This window comes from Nannocystis pusilla (genome assembly GCF_020073745.1).
Taxonomy (GTDB): domain Bacteria; phylum Myxococcota_A; class Polyangia; order Nannocystales; family Nannocystaceae; genus Nannocystis; species Nannocystis radixulma.
On sequence record NZ_JAIRAU010000057.1, the window covers coordinates 145,605 to 162,314 of the forward strand.

General features: G+C 71.6%; 14 protein-coding genes, 3 tRNA genes and 1 other RNA gene. 9 read left to right on the forward strand and 9 right to left on the reverse strand.

Annotation, left to right across the window (positions count from 1 at the left end):
* Nucleotides 1–16: 16 nt before the first annotated feature.
* From ffs to K7C98_RS40275, 3 genes are all read right to left on the reverse strand, one after another.
* Nucleotides 17–112, reverse strand: an RNA gene (ffs, locus tag K7C98_RS40265) — signal recognition particle sRNA small type.
* A gap of 20 nt (nucleotides 113–132) precedes the next feature.
* Nucleotides 133–217 (reverse strand) — tRNA-Ser (locus K7C98_RS40270).
* Between the two features lie 50 nt (nucleotides 218–267).
* Nucleotides 268–352: transfer RNA gene (locus K7C98_RS40275), tRNA-Ser, on the reverse strand.
* 161 nt (nucleotides 353–513) lie between these two features.
* On the opposite strand from K7C98_RS40275, the gene K7C98_RS40280 reads away from it, so the two are divergent.
* The gene (locus tag K7C98_RS40280; RefSeq protein ID WP_224197252.1) at nucleotides 514–2,556 is read left to right on the forward strand and encodes a thioredoxin domain-containing protein; all 2,043 of its coding nucleotides are present in this window, start codon (nucleotides 514–516) and stop codon (nucleotides 2,554–2,556) included.
* A gap of 17 nt (nucleotides 2,557–2,573) precedes the next feature.
* Complete coding sequence (locus K7C98_RS40285; protein ID WP_096329088.1) at nucleotides 2,574–2,855, forward strand: hypothetical protein; 282 nt, start codon at nucleotides 2,574–2,576, stop codon at nucleotides 2,853–2,855.
* A 79-nt stretch (nucleotides 2,856–2,934) separates the two neighbouring features.
* Here the strand turns inward: K7C98_RS40285 and K7C98_RS40290 are convergent.
* Both K7C98_RS40290 and K7C98_RS40295 read right to left on the reverse strand, forming a co-directional pair.
* Nucleotides 2,935–3,021 (reverse strand) — tRNA-Ser (locus K7C98_RS40290).
* 46 nt (nucleotides 3,022–3,067) lie between these two features.
* Nucleotides 3,068–6,088, reverse strand: a complete 3,021-nt coding sequence (locus K7C98_RS40295; RefSeq protein WP_224197253.1) for a tetratricopeptide repeat protein — start codon at nucleotides 6,086–6,088, stop codon at nucleotides 3,068–3,070.
* Between the two features lie 96 nt (nucleotides 6,089–6,184).
* Here K7C98_RS40295 and K7C98_RS40300 point away from each other — a divergent pair, with 96 nt between their 5' ends.
* On the forward strand, nucleotides 6,185–7,453 hold the full coding sequence (locus K7C98_RS40300) for an HD domain-containing protein (RefSeq protein ID WP_224197254.1): 1,269 nt from the start codon (nucleotides 6,185–6,187) through the stop codon (nucleotides 7,451–7,453).
* Nucleotides 7,454–7,631: 178 nt separating this feature from the next.
* Nucleotides 7,632–8,255 (forward strand): tRNA-uridine aminocarboxypropyltransferase, encoded by a 624-nt coding sequence (locus K7C98_RS40305; protein ID WP_224197255.1) that lies wholly within the window; start codon nucleotides 7,632–7,634, stop codon nucleotides 8,253–8,255.
* A 7-nt stretch (nucleotides 8,256–8,262) separates the two neighbouring features.
* On the opposite strand, the gene K7C98_RS40310 is transcribed toward K7C98_RS40305, so the two are convergent.
* The 4 genes from K7C98_RS40310 to K7C98_RS40325 are packed head-to-tail and all read right to left on the reverse strand — an operon-like array spanning nucleotide 8,263 to nucleotide 10,828.
* On the reverse strand, nucleotides 8,263–8,925 hold the full coding sequence (locus K7C98_RS40310) for a hypothetical protein (RefSeq protein ID WP_224197256.1): 663 nt from the start codon (nucleotides 8,923–8,925) through the stop codon (nucleotides 8,263–8,265).
* Nucleotides 8,925–9,299 carry a hypothetical protein gene (locus K7C98_RS40315; RefSeq protein WP_224197257.1) on the reverse strand — a complete coding sequence of 125 codons (375 nt, stop codon included), beginning with the start codon at nucleotides 9,297–9,299 and terminating at the stop codon, nucleotides 8,925–8,927. The genes K7C98_RS40310 and K7C98_RS40315 overlap by 1 nt, the downstream gene beginning before the upstream one ends.
* Before the next feature lie 13 nt (nucleotides 9,300–9,312).
* On the reverse strand, nucleotides 9,313–10,041 hold the full coding sequence (locus K7C98_RS40320; RefSeq protein ID WP_224197258.1) for an ATP-binding cassette domain-containing protein: 729 nt from the start codon (nucleotides 10,039–10,041) through the stop codon (nucleotides 9,313–9,315).
* A 52-nt stretch (nucleotides 10,042–10,093) separates the two neighbouring features.
* Nucleotides 10,094–10,828, reverse strand: coding sequence for an ABC transporter ATP-binding protein (locus K7C98_RS40325; protein ID WP_224197259.1), 735 nt, complete (start codon nucleotides 10,826–10,828; stop codon nucleotides 10,094–10,096).
* Between the two features lie 152 nt (nucleotides 10,829–10,980).
* On the opposite strand from K7C98_RS40325, the gene K7C98_RS40330 reads away from it, so the two are divergent.
* The 5 genes from K7C98_RS40330 (at nucleotide 10,981) to K7C98_RS40350 (ending at nucleotide 16,647) form a co-directional block, all read left to right on the forward strand.
* Complete coding sequence (locus tag K7C98_RS40330; protein ID WP_224197260.1) at nucleotides 10,981–11,805, forward strand: energy transducer TonB; 825 nt, start codon at nucleotides 10,981–10,983, stop codon at nucleotides 11,803–11,805.
* Between the two features lie 33 nt (nucleotides 11,806–11,838).
* On the forward strand, nucleotides 11,839–12,522 hold the full coding sequence (locus K7C98_RS40335; protein ID WP_224197261.1) for a MotA/TolQ/ExbB proton channel family protein: 684 nt from the start codon (nucleotides 11,839–11,841) through the stop codon (nucleotides 12,520–12,522).
* Nucleotides 12,497–12,946, forward strand: coding sequence for an ExbD/TolR family protein (locus K7C98_RS40340; RefSeq protein ID WP_224197262.1), 450 nt, complete (start codon nucleotides 12,497–12,499; stop codon nucleotides 12,944–12,946). Before K7C98_RS40335 ends, K7C98_RS40340 begins: the two co-directional genes overlap by 26 nt.
* Before the next feature lie 2 nt (nucleotides 12,947–12,948).
* Nucleotides 12,949–13,380, forward strand: coding sequence for an ExbD/TolR family protein (locus tag K7C98_RS40345; RefSeq protein WP_224197263.1), 432 nt, complete (start codon nucleotides 12,949–12,951; stop codon nucleotides 13,378–13,380).
* 117 nt (nucleotides 13,381–13,497) lie between these two features.
* On the forward strand, nucleotides 13,498–16,647 hold the full coding sequence (locus K7C98_RS40350) for a TonB-dependent receptor (protein WP_224197264.1): 3,150 nt from the start codon (nucleotides 13,498–13,500) through the stop codon (nucleotides 16,645–16,647).
* Nucleotides 16,648–16,710: the final 63 nt, after the last annotated feature.

Consider the following 16,710-nt stretch of genomic DNA (forward strand, 5'->3'; position numbering starts at 1 on the left):
CAGGGCGCGCGTCGAACCAATAAAAGCGCCCCGAGCACCCGTTCTCTCGCTACCGTTGCTACCTTCCGGTCCTGGCGGGGTTTACGAGAGAGCCGTCGCTCGGGGCATAAGTGCCGGTTGTTCAGGCCGGTGCGGAGAGGGTGGGATTCGAACCCACGGTGGGTTGCCCCACACAAGATTTCCAATCTTGCACCTTAGACCACTCGGACACCTCTCCGGGTGCTCTGGTTGTCGTGCTCTGTGGGGCTGTTTCTCGGGGAAGACTTGCGGAGAGGGTGGGATTCGAACCCACGGTGACTTTCGCCACACCAGATTTCGAGTCTGGCACCTTCGACCACTCGGACACCTCTCCAGGTGGCGGGGCGCGGACATTACCAGAAATTTTAAAAGGGTCCAGCCCTCGGACGTGGCGAGCGGGGGGCTGTGGGGGTGTTCGGCGCGGGCGGGGTGTGAGGAACGGCGCGTCTCGGCCGGCGGCGCCCGGGCGAGGAGCACGCACACTCCAGACCGGCCATGAACCGTCTCGCGCAATCGAAGAGCCCCTATCTCCGGCAGCACGCCGACAACCCGGTCGACTGGTACCCGTGGGGCGACGAGGCGCTGGAGCGCGCCCGCCGCGAGGACCGCCCGATCTTGCTGTCGGTCGGCTACAGCGCCTGCCACTGGTGCCACGTCATGGCCCACGAGTCCTTCGAGGACCCCGAAACCGCGGCGCTGATGAACGCGCACTTCATCAACATCAAGGTCGACCGCGAGGAGCGGCCCGACATCGACGAGATCTACCAGAAGGTCGTGCTGCTGATGGGGCAGGGCGGCGGCTGGCCGCTGACCGTGTTCCTGACGCCCGACCACCGCCCGTTCTACGGCGGGACCTACTTCCCGCCGGTCCCGAGCTACGGCCGCCCGAGCTTCCGCCAGCTGCTGCTCGCGCTGACCGACCTGTGGAAGACCCGCCGCACCGACGTCGAGGGCCAGGCCGAGCAGCTGCTCGACGGGATCCGCGAGCTGTCCGCCGGCGGGCAGGACGGCGAGGGCGCGCTCGTCGGCCCCGCGCCGCTGGCCGCCGCGGCCCGCGAGCTGCGGGCCAAGATCGACCCCGAGTGGGGCGGGTTCGGCCGCCAGCCCAAGTTCCCCAACGCGACCGGCCTCGAAGTCCTCATGCTTCAGAACAGGTCCGATGGGACAGGTGAACAGGAGCTGCTGCTGACGCTCGAGAAGATGTGGCGCGGCGGGATCTACGACCACCTGCGCGGCGGGTTCGCCCGCTACGCCGTCGACCGGGTGTGGCTGGTGCCGCACTTCGAGAAGATGCTGTACGACAACGCGCTGCTGCTCGGCCTGTACGCCGACGCCAGCCTGCGCTGGCCGGAGCGCGGGTTCTTGCGCCGGGTCGTGCGCGAGACGGTCGCGTACCTCGAGGCCGACATGCGCGGGCCCGCCGGCAGCTTCTACGCCGCCACCGACGCCGACAGCGAGGGCGTCGAGGGCAAGTACTTCTGCTGGACGCCGGCGCAGCTCGAGGAGGTGCTCGGCAGCCGCGACGACGCCGCCTTCTTCGCCGCGGTCTATGGCGTCGACCCGCGCGGCAACTTCGAGCACGGCATGTCGATCTTGCACCTCGCGCAGCCGCCGGAGGTCGTCGCCGAGGGCCTCGGCATCACGGAGGCGGCGCTCGAGGCCCGCCTCGCGCCGCTGCGCGACAGGTTGCTCGCCGCTCGCTACCGGCGCGTCCCGCCGCTGCGCGACGACAAGATCCTCACCGCCTGGAACGGCCTCCTGATCTCCGGCTTCGTGCGCGCCGCGATGGCGGCCGAGCAGTGGGGCGAGCCCGAGCTTGCCCGGCGCAGCCTCGCCCTCGCCGAGGCGGCCGCGCGGCGCCTGCTCGCCGCGCACGTCCGGCCGAACGGCGACGTCATGCGCGTCGACTTCGGCGGCGACGTGCACACGCGCGGCTACCTCGAGGACCTCGCCTTCCTGGCGCGCGGCCTGCTCGACCTGCACGAGGCGACGCTCGACGTGGCGTGGCAGACGGCGGCGGCGGAGCTGGCCCGCTACGCGCTGGCGCACCACGCCGTGGCCGGCGGGGTCGGTTTCTACGTCACGGCTGACGACGCCGAGCGGCTGATCGAGCGCACCGAGTCGCAGCACGACTCGGCGATCCCGAGCGGCCTCGGGGTGATGGTCGAGGTCCTCCTGCGGCTCGACCTCGCCGGCGTCGCCCCGGCGGGCGCGAGGGCGGCCGCCGAGGCGTGCCTGCAGCGGCAGGGCGCGGCGATCCGCCAGCCGTTCGCGTTCGCCAGCCTGATCGCTGCCGCGCAGTTCGCGGCGCCCGAGGCCGTCCACGTCACCTTGCGCGGCCCCTCGCCCGAGGCGGTCGGCGAGCTCGCGCGCACCGTCGCCGCCGCCCGCCCGCACGTACGCGCGCGCCTGGCGGTGAGCTTCGAGCCGGGCGAGGCTCCGGCGGCCGCGCTGGTCTGCCGGGCCCAGGTCTGCAGCGCGCCGCTCCGCGACCCCGGCGCGCTGCGGGAGGCGCTGCTCGGCGAGGCTTCGCGGTAGACTCGCGGCGCGCGACCATGCCTTACGTCGAATACGCCTGCGAAGGCCGCCTGCTGTTCCGCACCGAGACCACCGAGGACGTGCAGTTCGTCCCGCGGATCCACGAGGTCGTCGTCATCGACGACGTGCCGTACCAGGTCGTCGACGTCGAGTACTGGGCCCGCCGGCTCGGCTCCACCGACCGCCGCCTCGTCTGCCCCACCGTCTACGTGGTGCCGATCGCCGGCGTCGAGTGGGAGCAGCGGCTCGAGCGTCGAGTGCCGCGCAGCAAAGAGGGCAAGCCGCCGACGCGTTACTGACGGTGTCCCCTGGGACATGTCCCGGAGAGCATGCTCGATCGAGCATGACTGCCGGAACATGTCCGGAGGATCAGCGAGATGGAGGAGGAGGGATTCGAACCCTCGGTGCCCTTGCGAGCACGGCGGATTTCAAGTCCGCTGCCTTAAACCGCTCGGCCACTCCTCCGGCGGGCCCGCGAGTATCGACAAGCCGGGCCCGCGCGTAAAGGGGCTCACGGCGCGCGCGCGAGGCGGGCCAGCGCGCGTTCCGCCTCGCGCCGGCCCGGGGCGGTCGTGGCCGCCAGGCGCAGGAACTCCTCGTAGGCCGTCCGGCTGGCGGCCACGTCGCCGTGGGCCTCGGAGGCCCGGGCCAGCCAGAGGTGCGCGTCCGGCAGCCACAGGGTCTCCGGGGCCGCGCCGCGGACCGCCCGGCCGAGGCTGACCGCGGCCTCGGCGTGCAGCTGCAGCTCGTATTCGCAGCGTCCGAGCCAGTAGTGCGCCTCTGCGAGCCCGGGCTCGAGCGCCACGGCGCGCTGCAGCTGCCGCCGGCCCTCCTCGAAGTTGGCGCGCTCGTGCAGCGCCTGCCCGAGCGCCACGAAGGCCCCCGGGAACGCCTCCGTGGCCCTGGTGACCGCGCCGAGCTCGGTGACCGCCTCCTGCGCCCGCCCCGTCTGGAGGAGCGCACGGCCGTACAGGAAGCCGGCCTCGTGGAGCGTCGGCGCCAGCTGATGCGCGCGGCGGTAGGCGGCCAGCGCCTCCTGCAGGCGACCGCCGCGCTCGGCGATCTTGCCGGCCACGAGCTCGACCTCGGCGCTCGCGTGCGCGGGCCGGCTGAGCCGCAGCTCCTGCTGCGCCAGCGCCGGCTCGCCGCGGGCCAGCAGCACCTTGGCCTTCAGCAGGTGCCCCTCCCACGACCCCGGGCTGCGCAGCAAGATCTGGTCGGTCAGCGACTCCGCCGCCTCGACCGCCCCCTGGGCCAGGCGCAGGCGAGCGATCGCCAGCACCGTCTCGTCGGGCGCCCGCACGTCGCTCAAATGCGGCTGCACCATCGCCTCGAGCTGCCGCAGCTCACCTGACTGAATGTACAGTCGACTCAGCGGCCCGAGCAGCCCGGCGAACCCGCCCGTGCGCTCGTTCACCGCCAGCAGGTCGACCCGGCCGGCGTCGGCGCGGGCCGTCTCGAGCGCCAGCACGCCGCGTCGCAGCTGCGCCGCGTTGTCGTCGCAGTCCGTCGCGAGCGCGCGGTCGAGCGCGTTGATCGCCTCGTCGCGCCGGCCGAGCTCGGCCTGCAAGTTGGCCGCCGCCAGCGCCAGCGCGCGCAGGTCGGCGCGCGCGCTCTCCGTCGGGTCGTGGCCGCGCCCATCGAGCAGCTTCTCGAGCAACTTCAGCGTGTCCTCGCGCGGACGCAGGCGCGCGTACTCGACGGCGGCGCGCACGTGCGCCGGCGTGGCCGTCGCCGCGGCGTGGAACTGCCGCGCCGCGTCCTCGGTGTTGCCGGCCAGCAGCGCCAGGCGACCGCGCAGGAACGTCGACTCGAGCAGCGTCAGCGGCTCGGCCGCGAGCTTCTCGATCGATTTGGTCGCCGCGCTCTCGTTGCTCGCCCGCAGCGCCAGCTCGGCCTGGAGGATCTGCGCCTCGCGGTCGTCCGGGGCGTCGCGCAGCCGCGCCGTCAGACCCTGCTGCGCGCGTGCCAGCTCGTCGGCCCCGATCAGCACCCGCAGCGACGCGTGCACCACCTCCGGGTCGCGCGGCGCCAGCTTGATCGCCTCGTCGGCCCAGTACACGCTGCGCGACACCTCGACCGACGCCGCCGCCACCCGGGCGTGTCGCACCAGCACGCGCGCCTGGTGCACGTCGCTCACCCCCGGCTCCCGCACCAGCGCCTCGAGCCGCTTGCGCGCCTCCGCCAGCCGGCCGCGGGCGATCAGCGCGTCCACCAGGAGCAGCTGGAGCGCCGGCCGCTGCGGCTGTCGGTCCGCGGCGTCGCGCAGCGGGTCGAGCGACGCTCGGCGATCTTTCGCCAGCTCGGCGGCGAAGCTCAACCACCGGGCCGTTTGATCGCCTGGCCGCAAGGACATGGCCTCCGAGGCATGTTCCGAGGCGGCCTTGTGGTCGCCGACGGCCAGGGCCAGCAGGCCGCGGTAGAGCGCCACCCCGGGTTCGGCCGCTGCGGCCAACAAGGTCTGCGCCTTGCGGTGGTCGCCCTCGGCGAGGGCGGCCAGGGCCCGGACCCGCTCCGCGCGGTCGTTCTCGCGGCCCGCGGTGGCGGCCAGCCACACCGCGGCCTGCGAGGCGCGCACCGGATCTGGCCCATAGCGCAGGTGGATCCGCAGCGCCGCCTCGGCCCGGCCGAGTGGGTCGTCGGTCTGCTCCGCGACCGTCATCGCCGCGAGGTAGCCGTCCATCGTGTCGTCGTCGAACAGCGCGGCGAGCCGCTCGTCGCGCTCGTGGATCGCCGCCGAATCGGACAGCGCCTGCGACGCGTACGAGCCGGCGACCAGCGACACCTCCTGCGCCCGGCTGTAGTAGAACCACCAGCACGCCGCCAGCGCCGCGAACAGCCCGACCAGGCCCGCGTAGGCCAGCGCGCCCGGCTCCGGGGTCACCGGTGCCACGATCACCGTCGGCCGCCGCGACTGCAACTGCGGCCGGGGTGGGGGCAGCGGCGCGTCCGGCTGGGTCGGCAGCTCGCGGGTCTCGGCCTTGATGTCGGCGAGGTCGACCTCGACGTCGTCCGACCGCGAGACCGCCCGCGCCGTCACCGTCGACATCTCGCTGAGGTGCGGCAGGTCGAGCTCGGCGCTGTTCTCGAGGTCGCGGCTGTCGAGCGGCGACACCGCCATCCGCGGCACCTCGATGCGCGGCAGCGTGAACGGCCGCGTGGTCGACACCGGCGCCGGCAGGTCGTCCTCGCCGCTGCCGGCCTCCGGCGAGGGCTGCGACGGCGGCCGCGACGTCGGCGCGCTCGGAGCGTTGGCCTGCTCCCCCGGCGGCCGGTCCCCGACCAGCGTCGGCGGCACGAAGAACCCCTCGATCGGCGCCTCGGCCGGCGTCTTGCGGATGCTGCCGATCGGCGTCCCCGGCAGCGGCAGCGCCGTCAGCCGCGGCAGGATCACCCGCCCGGCCTCCTCGGGCGGCGCCTGCGTCGGCGTCCCGCAGTTGGGGCAGCGCTCGAACACCGCCCCGGCCTCGAACACGAACGCGCACTTGCGGCACGCGGGCGGGCTCGGCGGCGTGGGAGGCGAATCGGCCATATCGGGCGCGGCGCGCAGGATATCACGCCCTCCCCGCACCGACTCGCCGCCCGCCCGGATCGCCAGCCGCTCGCGCCTGCAGTAGGCTCCGCCGCGATGCTCTTGCGCGATCCCGTGCACGGCCTGATCTCCTTCAGCGGCCAGACCGCGCGCCTCGTCACGCGCCTCCTCGACTGCGCCGAAGTCCAGAGGTTGCGGCGGATCCGCGCCCTCGGCCTCGCCGCGCTCGCCTTTCCCGGCGGCGAGCACTCGCGCTTCGCCCACGCAGTCGGCGCCGCGCACGTCATGCAGCGCTACCTCGACCGCGTCCGCACCCTCGCGCAGGAGCTCCCGCCGCACGACCGCATCGACGATCACTGGGCCCACGTCGCCCTCGCGGCCGCGTTGCTGCACGACCTCGGGCACGGGCCGCTGAGCCACACCTTCGAGGCGGTGCTGCCCGGCGCGCCGCGCCACGAGGTGTGGACCTCGCGGATCTTGCTCGACCCCGACACGCAGGTCCACCGCGTCCTCGCCGAGCTCGACCCGACCGCGCCGGCGCTGGTCGAGCGCCTGATCCACGGCCAGGGCCCGATCGGCCACCTCGCGCGCGCCGTCTCCGGCACCTTCGACGTCGACCGCTGCGACTACCTCATGCGCGACAGCTACATGACGGGCGTCCGCTACGGTCTGCTCGACGTCGACTGGCTGCTCGCCTCGTTGCGCCTCTACGTCCCCGCCGGGTCGACCTCCGCGCGGCTCGCCGTCGACGGCGAGAAGGGCCTCACCGCCGTCGAGGGCTTCTTCCTCGCCCGCCTCTACATGTACCGCCAGGTCTACCTGCACAAGGCCGCGCGCGCCGCCGAGATGATGATCCGCGCGCTGTTCCGCCGCCTGTGCGAGCTCGGCCCCGAGCCCGGCACCCCGCCTGTCCTCGAGGACTTGTTACGCGGCCGCGACGTCGACGTCCACCGCTACCTCCGCCTCGACGACCACGCCCTCGCCGAGGCCCTCGCCGCCTACACCCGCAGCGCCGACCCCGTCCTGCGCGACCTCGCCGACGGCCTCGTCTGCCGGCGCCTGTTCAAGACCCTGCGCCTCCGGCCCGACGCCGACTCCGCCGCCGCCGAGGCGCGCCTCGCCGAGGTCCTCGCCAGCGACGGCGTCGCCCCCGCCTACCTCGGCGCCATCGACCGCGTCGAGATCGACGCCTATACCGACGACGAGGCGCTCATGGTCCTGCGCGGCGGCGGCCGCGTCCAGCGCCTCCTCGACGCCTCCCCCCTGCTCCGCGGCCTCGCCCGCGAGCGATTCGTCCACCACCGCGCCGTCTTCCCGCCCGCGCTGCGGGCCCGCGTCTCCCATGCCCTCGCGGACATGACCTGAACGCCATGCCTCAAACATCATGTCCCTTGCAACATGTCCCGAATATCGCTCGCTCCATAATCCATGGGACATGTTCAATAACACCTTTCCCATCAGACAGATTCTTTCGCACATGTCTCTGAGTTCAGTTACACATTCCTCATCGGACATGTCCCTTCGTACACTCTCCTGACCCGCCATGTCCTCGCGCAAGAGCTCACGCCCGCGCTGCCCCGTCTGCGGCCTCCACCTCGAGCGGTGCCTCTGCGCCGAGCTGCCGGTCGTCGACGTGCCGACCCGCTTCGTCCTCGTCCAGCACAACCGCGAGCGCCACAAGCCGACCAGCACCGGCCGGGCCGCCGCGGCCGCCCTGCGGGCCCCGATCGTCCACTACGGCGCGCGGGACGAGGCCATGGACACGGCGCCGCTCACCGACCCCGAGCTCGACTACGTCGTCCTCTTCCCCGCCGAGGACGCCCAGGTCGCCGGCCCCGAGCTCCTGCACACCGCCCCCGGCCGGCGCCGCTGCGTCGTCATCCTCGACGGCACCTGGCACCAGTGCTCCCGCATGGCCCGCCGCGCCGCCCACGTCGGCGACTTCCCCAAGGTGTCCCTTCCGCCAGGTGGTCCCTCGCGCTGGGGCATCCGCCACCCCCCGCGACCCGAGGCCGTGTGCACCTTCGAGGCCGCCACCCGCCTCGTCGAGGTCCTCCACGGCCCCGACGTCGCCCGCCCGATGGAGCGCTTCTTCCTCGAGCTCACCGCCCGCATGCACGCCCAGCGCGGCTCCCTCCCGCCGGGCCACGACGAAGACGACGACTGAGCCCGACTCACTCCGCGCGCGTCGCTAGCGTCGCCCGCAGCTCGCGCTCGTCACTCGTCGCCAGCGTGCGGATCACCGGCACCCGCTCGCCCTCCGCCCCGCGCACCAGGTCGATCGCGTGGCCCTCGCGCATCACCGCCTTGCGCGCCCCGCTGCGCTCGTGCTGCGACAGGCGGGCCAGATACACCCCGGAGCGTTCGCCGTCGGACACCGAATAGCTGATGAGCCCCTCATCCTCGAGCCACCGCGTGTCGAGCGAGCGACCGTCCACGCGATCGTCGACGCGCCGCTCCTCTCCCGTCGACGGATCGATCACCACGAGCCTCCCCAGCCAGTCCGCCCCGATGCCCAGCGGCGCGATGAGCCGACCGTCCGGCAGCAGCCGCGTGTACTGGTTCGCGCGCTCCGCCAGCTGCTCCGGCTCGCCGTCGAACGGCACCCGCCACAGCGGCCCCTCGTCGCGCAGGTCCCCCTCGATGCAGCACTTCTTCGCCGCCTCGAACCCCACCAGCGCGTCGTCCTCGAACCACGCGATATTCACCGGTAGCGAGAACAGCTGCTCCCTCGTCCCCTCGCGCAGGTCGTACAAGTAGAAAAAATTGTCGAACAACGAGCCGCCGAGCCAGCGCCCGTCGTCGAGCTTCTTGTTGAGGAACGCACCAGCGCGCATCAGCGATAGATGCGCGTCTCCTCCTCGTGCAGCGTCAGGTACGTGAACACGGTCCAGTCGGCCGCCACCAGCCCGGTCACCACTCGACACGCGACCACCGTCCCGGTGAGCGCGCGGGTCGGCCGGACCGACGGCGACATCTCGAGCACGCGCGGCGAGCTCGGCCCGAGGTGGTCGCGAGCCTCGCGCTTGAACAACCACTCCGGCGCGTACTCGATGCCCGTGTCGAGGTCGCGGATCAGCGGCATGTCGAGCTGCTCGCTGTACTCCACGCTGAAGAAGCCCGTGTCGCGCTCGAAGAACTGCAGCTCCACCCGGTGGCCGACGGGGATCGGCGCAGCGTGGTGGAAGACGTAGACGACCGGCTCGTTCACCTTCGATCCTCTATCAGAGCCGGGGCGCCGCGTCGACGAGCTCGCGCGTGGTCGCCGACTGCGGCCGGCCGAGCACCGCCTCGACCGGCCCCGATTCGACCGGCGAGCCCTCGTCCAGCACCAGCACCGTCTCCACCGTACCTGGCAGAAAGGACAGGTCATGACTGATCATCATCAGCCCGACCTCGCCCGTGCGCAGCGTCCGCAGCAGGTCGACGATCGTCCACGCCACCGGCCGGTCGAGCGCGCTCGTGATCTCGTCCACGATCAGCAGCGCCGGCTCGGCCGCCAGCGCCCGGGCGATCGCCGCCCGCTGCCGCTGTCCGCCGCTCAGCGCCCCCGGCACGCGATCCAGGAGCTCCGGCGCCAGCGCCACGCGCTCCATCAGCGCCCGCAGCCGCGGGTCGTCGCGGGTGAACCGATCGCGCCCGGCCAGCTTCCGCGCCTCCTCGATGCTGCGCCGGATCGACAGGCACGGGTCGAGCGCCGTCGCCGGGTCCTGCCAGACCAGCTGCACGCGCGCGCGCAGCCCCGCCCACGCCGCACGCGGCGCCCCGACCAGCTCGCGCCCCGCCAGCTGCAGCGAGCCCGCGAGCTCCGGCTCGAGCCCGACCAGCGCGCGCGCCAGCGTCGACTTGCCCGAGCCCGAGCGCCCGACCACCCCGAGCCCCACCCCGGGCCCGAGCCGCAGGTCCACCCCGCGCAGCCGCGTCCCGACCGTCAGCCCACGCGCGACGAGCATGTCCTCCTCGACATGCTCCGAAGAGCCTGTCTCCAACGACATGCCCATTGGTTCATGTCCTCCGCGCCGCGGCCACCAGCGCCGCCGTGGTCGGCTCGGGCGGCGCGGCCAGCAGCGTCGCCAGCGACCCGCCCGCGACCACGCTGCCGCGGTCCAGCACGAGCGCGCGGGAGCAGCAGCCGACCGCGCGCGCCAGATCGTGGCTGACGAGCACCAGCGCGACCTGCTCCGCCTCGCAGCGGCGGGCCAGCAGCTCGACCAGCGCCGCCTGGCCCACGCAGTCCAGCGAGGCCATCGGCTCGTCGGCGAGGAGCACGCTCGGACGGCAGGCGAGGGCCAGGGCGAGCGCCACGCGCTGGGCCTGCCCGCCGCTCAGCGCGTGCGGGTGACGATCGACGAGCTCGGGTGACAGTCCGACCTCGACGAGGCGCTCGCGTGGACGGCTGTCCGTGTCGTGGAGCGCACAGACCTCACGCAATTGATCGCCGACGGTGCGCATCGGGTCGAGGCTGGCGGCCGCGGCTTGTGGCACCAGCGCGAGCCCGCGGCCGCGCAGCTCCGCGAGTGCGCCGCGGTCCGCGAGCGGCACCCGACGCTCGCCCCAGCACAGCGTCCCGGTCACCTTCGCCTGCGCCGGCGCCAGCCCCAGGAGGCAGCGCAGCACCAGGCTCTTGCCCGCGCCCGACGGGCCGAGCAGGGCCAGCGACTCGCCGGCTGCGATCGAGAACGACACCGCGTCGAGCAGCGCTCGTCCGTCGATCGCACAGCCGAGGTCCTCGACCTGCATCACTACAGCGTAGTGGGCGTGCCGGTCGGCTGTCCAATGTGACAGCGAAGAAACTTGTGAGGATACGAATCACAGCCCCGGGCGATGTCACAGAGATGGAACATTCACGACATCGGGCTGCAAAGGCTCTTCGTCATGGTTCGGCCGCCCCGATGTTCCACGGCTTCGACCCCGCGACCCGCGATCAGGTGTTCGTACGCCGGAACAAGCGGGCGATCGTCCTGGCCCTGTTCGGCCATCTGTTGGTGATCGGTACCTGGGCCTGGCGCGACCACGCGCGCGAGCCCGAGGTCGCCGTCGTCCTCGAGCCGGAGATCAAGGACTTCGCGGTCGACGAGCAGCCCGAGCCGGAGCCCGAAGAGGAGCCGCCGCCGCCGCCGCCGCCGCCGGATGTCCCGAAGCCCCAGCCGCAGGCCAAGCCCAAACCCAAGCCCAAGCTCGAGCCGCCGAAGGTGATCCCCGAGGGACCGCCGCCCGAGCAAGCCGCGCCCAGCACCGACAAGAACTTCGGGACAGGTGAACCCGGCCAGGGCACCGGTCAGCCGAAGAAGGTCGACAAGCCGCCGCCGCCGAAGAAGCCGGAGCCGCCGAAGCAGCCCGACCCGCCGAAGAAGGTGGAGGCGCCGATCGACCCGACCAAGCCGGTCGACCGGCCCGAGCGGGCCAGCGTGCCGACGCCCGACCCCGGCAACAAGATGCCGGACTACCCGTCGGAGCTGCGCGACGCCGGCGTCGAGGGCGAGGTCGTGCTCAAGCTGCACGTCCACCGCGACGGCACGGTCAAGGGCGCCAAGATCTTGCGAGCCACCAACACGGCCTCCGGCGACGAGGAGAAGACCAGCGCCGAGAAGCTGTTCAAAGCCGCCGTGATCGGCGCCGTCAAGGGGTGGAAGTACACCCCGTCCAAGCTCGACGGCGAGCCGATCTCGGTTTGGATCATCGTCAACTTCCCCTTCAAGCTCACCGGCGGCGGATGACGCGCGCGAGCCAACACTGAGAGGACTTGAGTCATGGAGCTGTCACTGTTCGAGATCTGGGAAAGCATGAGCCTCCTCTCCCGCCTGGTGGCGATCTCGCTGCTCGGCATGGGTGTGGCCAGCTTCGCGGTCATCATCGAGCGCACCTGGGTCCTGCGCCGCACCGACCGTGAGTCGATGGAGTTCGCCAGCAACTCGCGCTCGCAGTTCGCCGACGGCGACATCGCCGGCGTGCTCGAGCTGGCGCGCCGCTTCACCCGCAACCCGCTCGCCCGCCTCACCGCCATCGGCGTGCAGACCTTCCAGGCCAACGAGCGCAAGGACGGCGGCGCCACCGCAGCCGCCGAGCTGACCCGTCGCGAGCTCGCCCGCAAGCTCGAGCTCTACAGCGCCGAGGGTCGCCGCGGCATGGGCATGCTCGCCTCGATCGGCTCCACCGCTCCGTTCATCGGCCTGTTCGGCACCGTCATCGGCATCATCGTCGCCTTCCAGGGCATCGCCTCCGCCGGCGGTGGTGGCATCGCCGCCGTCTCGGCCGGCATCGCCGAGGCGCTGATCGTCACCGCGGTCGGCCTCATCGTCGCCATCACCTCGGTGCTGTTCTTCAACTACCTGTCGGGCCGCTTCGACCGCCTCGACATGCAGATGCAGCACGCCGCCGGCGAGCTGATCGACTACCTGGAGGGCGCCCATGGGCATGGCGGTCGAGACCGGTAAGCCCGGTAAAGGGCCGAAGCCCAGCATCAACGTCACCCCGCTGGTCGACGTCGTCCTCGTGCTGCTGATCATCTTCATGCTCATCATCCCGAACATGCAGGATGACAAGCCGATCGAGCTGATAAGCGTCATGTTCCCCGACAAGGACGCCGACAGCAAGGAAGAGCCGCTCGTCGTCACCATCGACCGCGACGAGGTCTACACGGTCGACGACCAGGACATGGCGCGCGAGCAGGCGATCGGCCTGCTGAAGGACGTGTACGCCCGCAGCCCCAGGCGCAAGGTGCTGCTGCGCGGCGACGCCAGGGTCCCGTACAGGGCCGTGCGCACCTTCTTCAAGGACGTGCAGGACATCGGCTTCGGCGGCGTCTCGCTGGCCGTCGGCGCCCAGCGCAAGTGGGACGGCGGCGGGGAGGTGGATTAGCCATGGGTGCCAGCCTCGCCACCGGCTTCAAGAAGGCCAAGGTCCAGCCGGAGATGAACGTCACCCCGCTGGTCGACGTCGTCCTCGTGCTGCTCATCATCTTCATGGTCCTCGCGCCCGTGATGGCCAGGAGCTTCTGGGTCCGGCTGCCGCCGAAGGACGACAAGGAGCAGCAGCTCGACCAGGCCAACGACCCCGACAAGCCGCTCGTGCTCGGCGTCGCCGCCGACGGCAAGACCTCGATCAACAAGATCGAGGTCGACCGCGCCGAGCTGACCGAGAAGCTGACGCGCATGTTCAACGCGCGCCCCGACAACTCGCTGTACCTCGACGCCGCCGACGACACCGAGTACGGCATGGTGCTCGGCGCCGTCGACCTCGCCCGCGGCGCGCAGGCGTTCCCGATCGTCATCCTCACCGCGAAGCCCGAGTGAACCCGCCGTGACTTCTTCGTGACAGCAGAGCCGCCCCCCTTGGGCGGCTCTTTCGTTTCCAGTACAACCCCCGCGCGACCCTTCCGGTCGCATCAACACATCGAGATCTGGATCGCCATGTTCTTGCGAACCTGCAAGAGCCCGGCCCTGCTGACGCTTGTGGCAGCGGTCGGTGCTGGAGTCTGTGCGCGTAGCGTCCGTGCCGCGGGCCCTCGTGATTACGAGGGGCCGACCGGCTTCGACAACGACGGCACCGTGATCGAGCAGCCCGCCGCGGGTCAGCCGCCCGCGGACGCCGAGCAGCCGCCCGAGGAGCAGCCCGTCGAGCAGCCGGCCGAGGCGCCCGAGCCGCCGCCCGCCGAGGAAGAGGAGGGCGGCTGCGCCGAGGACGACGGCTTCTGCGTCGAGGACCTGACGAACGACGCCGAGGCGCTCAAGAAGGAGATGGCGCCGAAGAGGCAGATCAAGGTGGCGGGCGACGCCGGCACGATCAAGGGCCGCGTCCTCGACGCCAGCAGCGGCTCCCCGCTCATCGGCGTCGGCGTCGCCGTGGTCGGCACCGACTACAAGACCAGGACCGACATCAACGGCGAGTACGAGCTGTCCGTTCCGCCAGGTACCTATCAGGTCCGGATCTCCTACGACGCCTACGAGGGCATGACGATCTCCGGCGTCGCCGTCGCCAAGGATCAGGCCCAGGCGCTCGACCGCGAGCTCAAGCCGATCGCCGGCATGACCCAGACCGTCGTCGTCAAGGCCGAGATCAACAAGGAGAGCGCCGCCGGCAAGCTCGTCGAGCGCAAGAAGGCCGCCAGCGCCCGCGACGTCATGAGCCGCGACGACATCCGCAAGTCGGGCGGCGGCTCGGCCTCGTCGGTGGCGCGGCGCATCGTCGGCACCACCGTCGTCGGCGACCGCTTCATCTTCGTCCGCGGCCTCGGCCACCGCTACGGCAACACCCTCCTCGACGGCGCGCGCCTGCCGAGCCCCGACCCCAACTTGCGCACCGTTCCGCTCGACATCATCCCGTCGGGCGCGCTGTCGGCGATCAACGTCCAGAAGACCGCGACGCCCGACGTCCCGGCCGACTTCGCCGGCGCCTCGGTCCAGCTCGAGACGCGCGAGACGCCGGAGAAGCTGCTGTTCCAGATCGACGCCAAGGTCGGCGCCAACACGGCGACGACCTTCCGGCAGGCCAACACCGGCGACCGCTTCGCCGGCGACAACCTCACCTTCGGCAACCTCGGCCGCGACCTCCCGAGCTCGTTCGACACCGCGCGGCCGATCCGCCCGAGCGAGCTCGCCGACGTCCAGACCGGCCAGCCGCTCTACTCGCCCGCGCAGCTGGAGAGGTTCGGCGAGTCGCTCCCTTCGCTCCACACCGCGATCGGCCGCAAGACCGCGATGCCGAACTTCGGCGCCGGCCTGCAGGTCGGCAACACCTGGAAGCCCTGGGGCACGCGCCTCGGCTTCCTCACCGCGCTGCAGTACAACAACGTCCACCAGACGCTGCGCGAGCAGCACCGGATCTACAGCGTCGTCGGCAACGACGAGGACGGCTACACCCTCGAGCCTCAGCCCGCCGTCCGCTACGAGGGTTTCAAGACGACCCAGAACGTCCAGGCCTCGGCGCTCTTGCTCGTCAAGTGGAACTTCGACAAGCACCACCGCCTCGAGCTGACCGGCGTCTACTCGCGCGACGCCGACAACGAGGCGCGCACGCTCAAGGGCCAGGCGCGCAACACCTGCTCGCTCGAGATCGCCGAGTGCCTCAACACCCGCCTGCGCTACATCATGCGCTCGGTCGCGTTCACCCGCCTCGGCGGCCGCCACGAGTTCCCCGGCGCCGGCGGGCTCACCCTCGATTGGTTCGGCTCGTTCGCCCAGGCGCGGCAGGACGACCCGCTCCTGCGCGAGAGCCTGTTCGCCGACAACGGCGTCGGCTACCGCGTCGTCACCAATGAGTCGGGCAAGTTCCAGTTCTTCAAGCTGGTCGACAACACCGGCAGCGGCGCGCTCAACCTGACCTTGCCGTTCAAGCAGTGGCGCGGCATCGACTCGCGCTTCAAGGTCGGCGGCTGGGCGGAGACGCGGCGGCGCGGGTTCGACGTGCGCACGCTCGACCTCGAGGTCCGCAACTACGGCGGCCTGCCGCCGGGCGGCACCGGCAACATCTTCAACAAGGACACCGTCGGCGGCGACATCCCGATGATGGCCGGCGGCACCGAGCCGTTCGTGATCAACGAGATCGTGCGACCCGACGGCCAGGACGGCTACAAGGGCACGCAGTCGGTCTACGCCGGCTACGCGATGCTCGACCTGCCGTTCACGCGGTGGTTCCGGCTCGTCGGCGGCGCCCGCTTCGAGGCCCACGACCTCACCGTCGCGCCCTACAGCCCCTACGCCCCGAACGCCGACCCGGCCTACCGCGCCGCCCTGCGCGACCGCCTGGTCCTCCCCTCGGGCAGCTTCATCTTCTCGCCGCGCAGCGACATGAACATCCGCCTCGCCGGCGCCGAGACGGTCGCGCGCCCGGAGATGCGCGAGCTGTCGAAGTTCCTGTTCGTCGACTTCGCCGGCGGCTTCGGCGTGCAGGGCAACCCCGACCTCAAGAGCACCAGGGTGTGGAACGCCGACCTGCGGTGGGAGTGGTTCCCCGGCGCCAACGAGGTCCTCGCGGCCAGCGTCTTCTACAAGTACTTCGACAGCCCCATCGAGCGGGTCATCGCCACCTCGCCGCGGCTGCAGACGTTCCGCAACGCGGTCATGGCCCAGAACGTCGGCGTCGAGCTCGAGGCGCGCAAGAACCTGTCGTTCATCCACCCGCAGGCCCGCGATTTCTCGCTCGGCGTCAACTTCGCCTACATCTACTCGCGGGTCCAGATCCCGCCGCCTACCCCCGGCGACCCGCTCAACGCCCTGACCTCGCAGACGCGCCCGCTCGAGGGTCAGTCGCCGTACGTGGTCAACGCCTACTTCGCCTACGACAGCGAGAAGTCGGGCACCAACGTCCGCCTGCTCTACAACACCTTCGGCCGCCGGATCGTCTTCGTCGGCGCCAACCACCTGCCCGACGTCTACGAGAAGCCGATCCACACCCTCGACTTCGCCCTGTCGCAGCGGGTCTACAAGGGCCTGAACCTCAACTTCATCGTCAACAACATGCTGAATTGGCGCCAGACCTACGTCCTCGGCCCGGAGGACGCGCTGTTCTATCAGACCCGCAAGGGCACCTCGTTCATCCTCGGCCTCAGCTACAGCATGTGACGGACAAGAGAGCGCGAACTTGTCGCGTTCGCGTCACTCGCCCGTGGGAGCGGCGTCACGGGC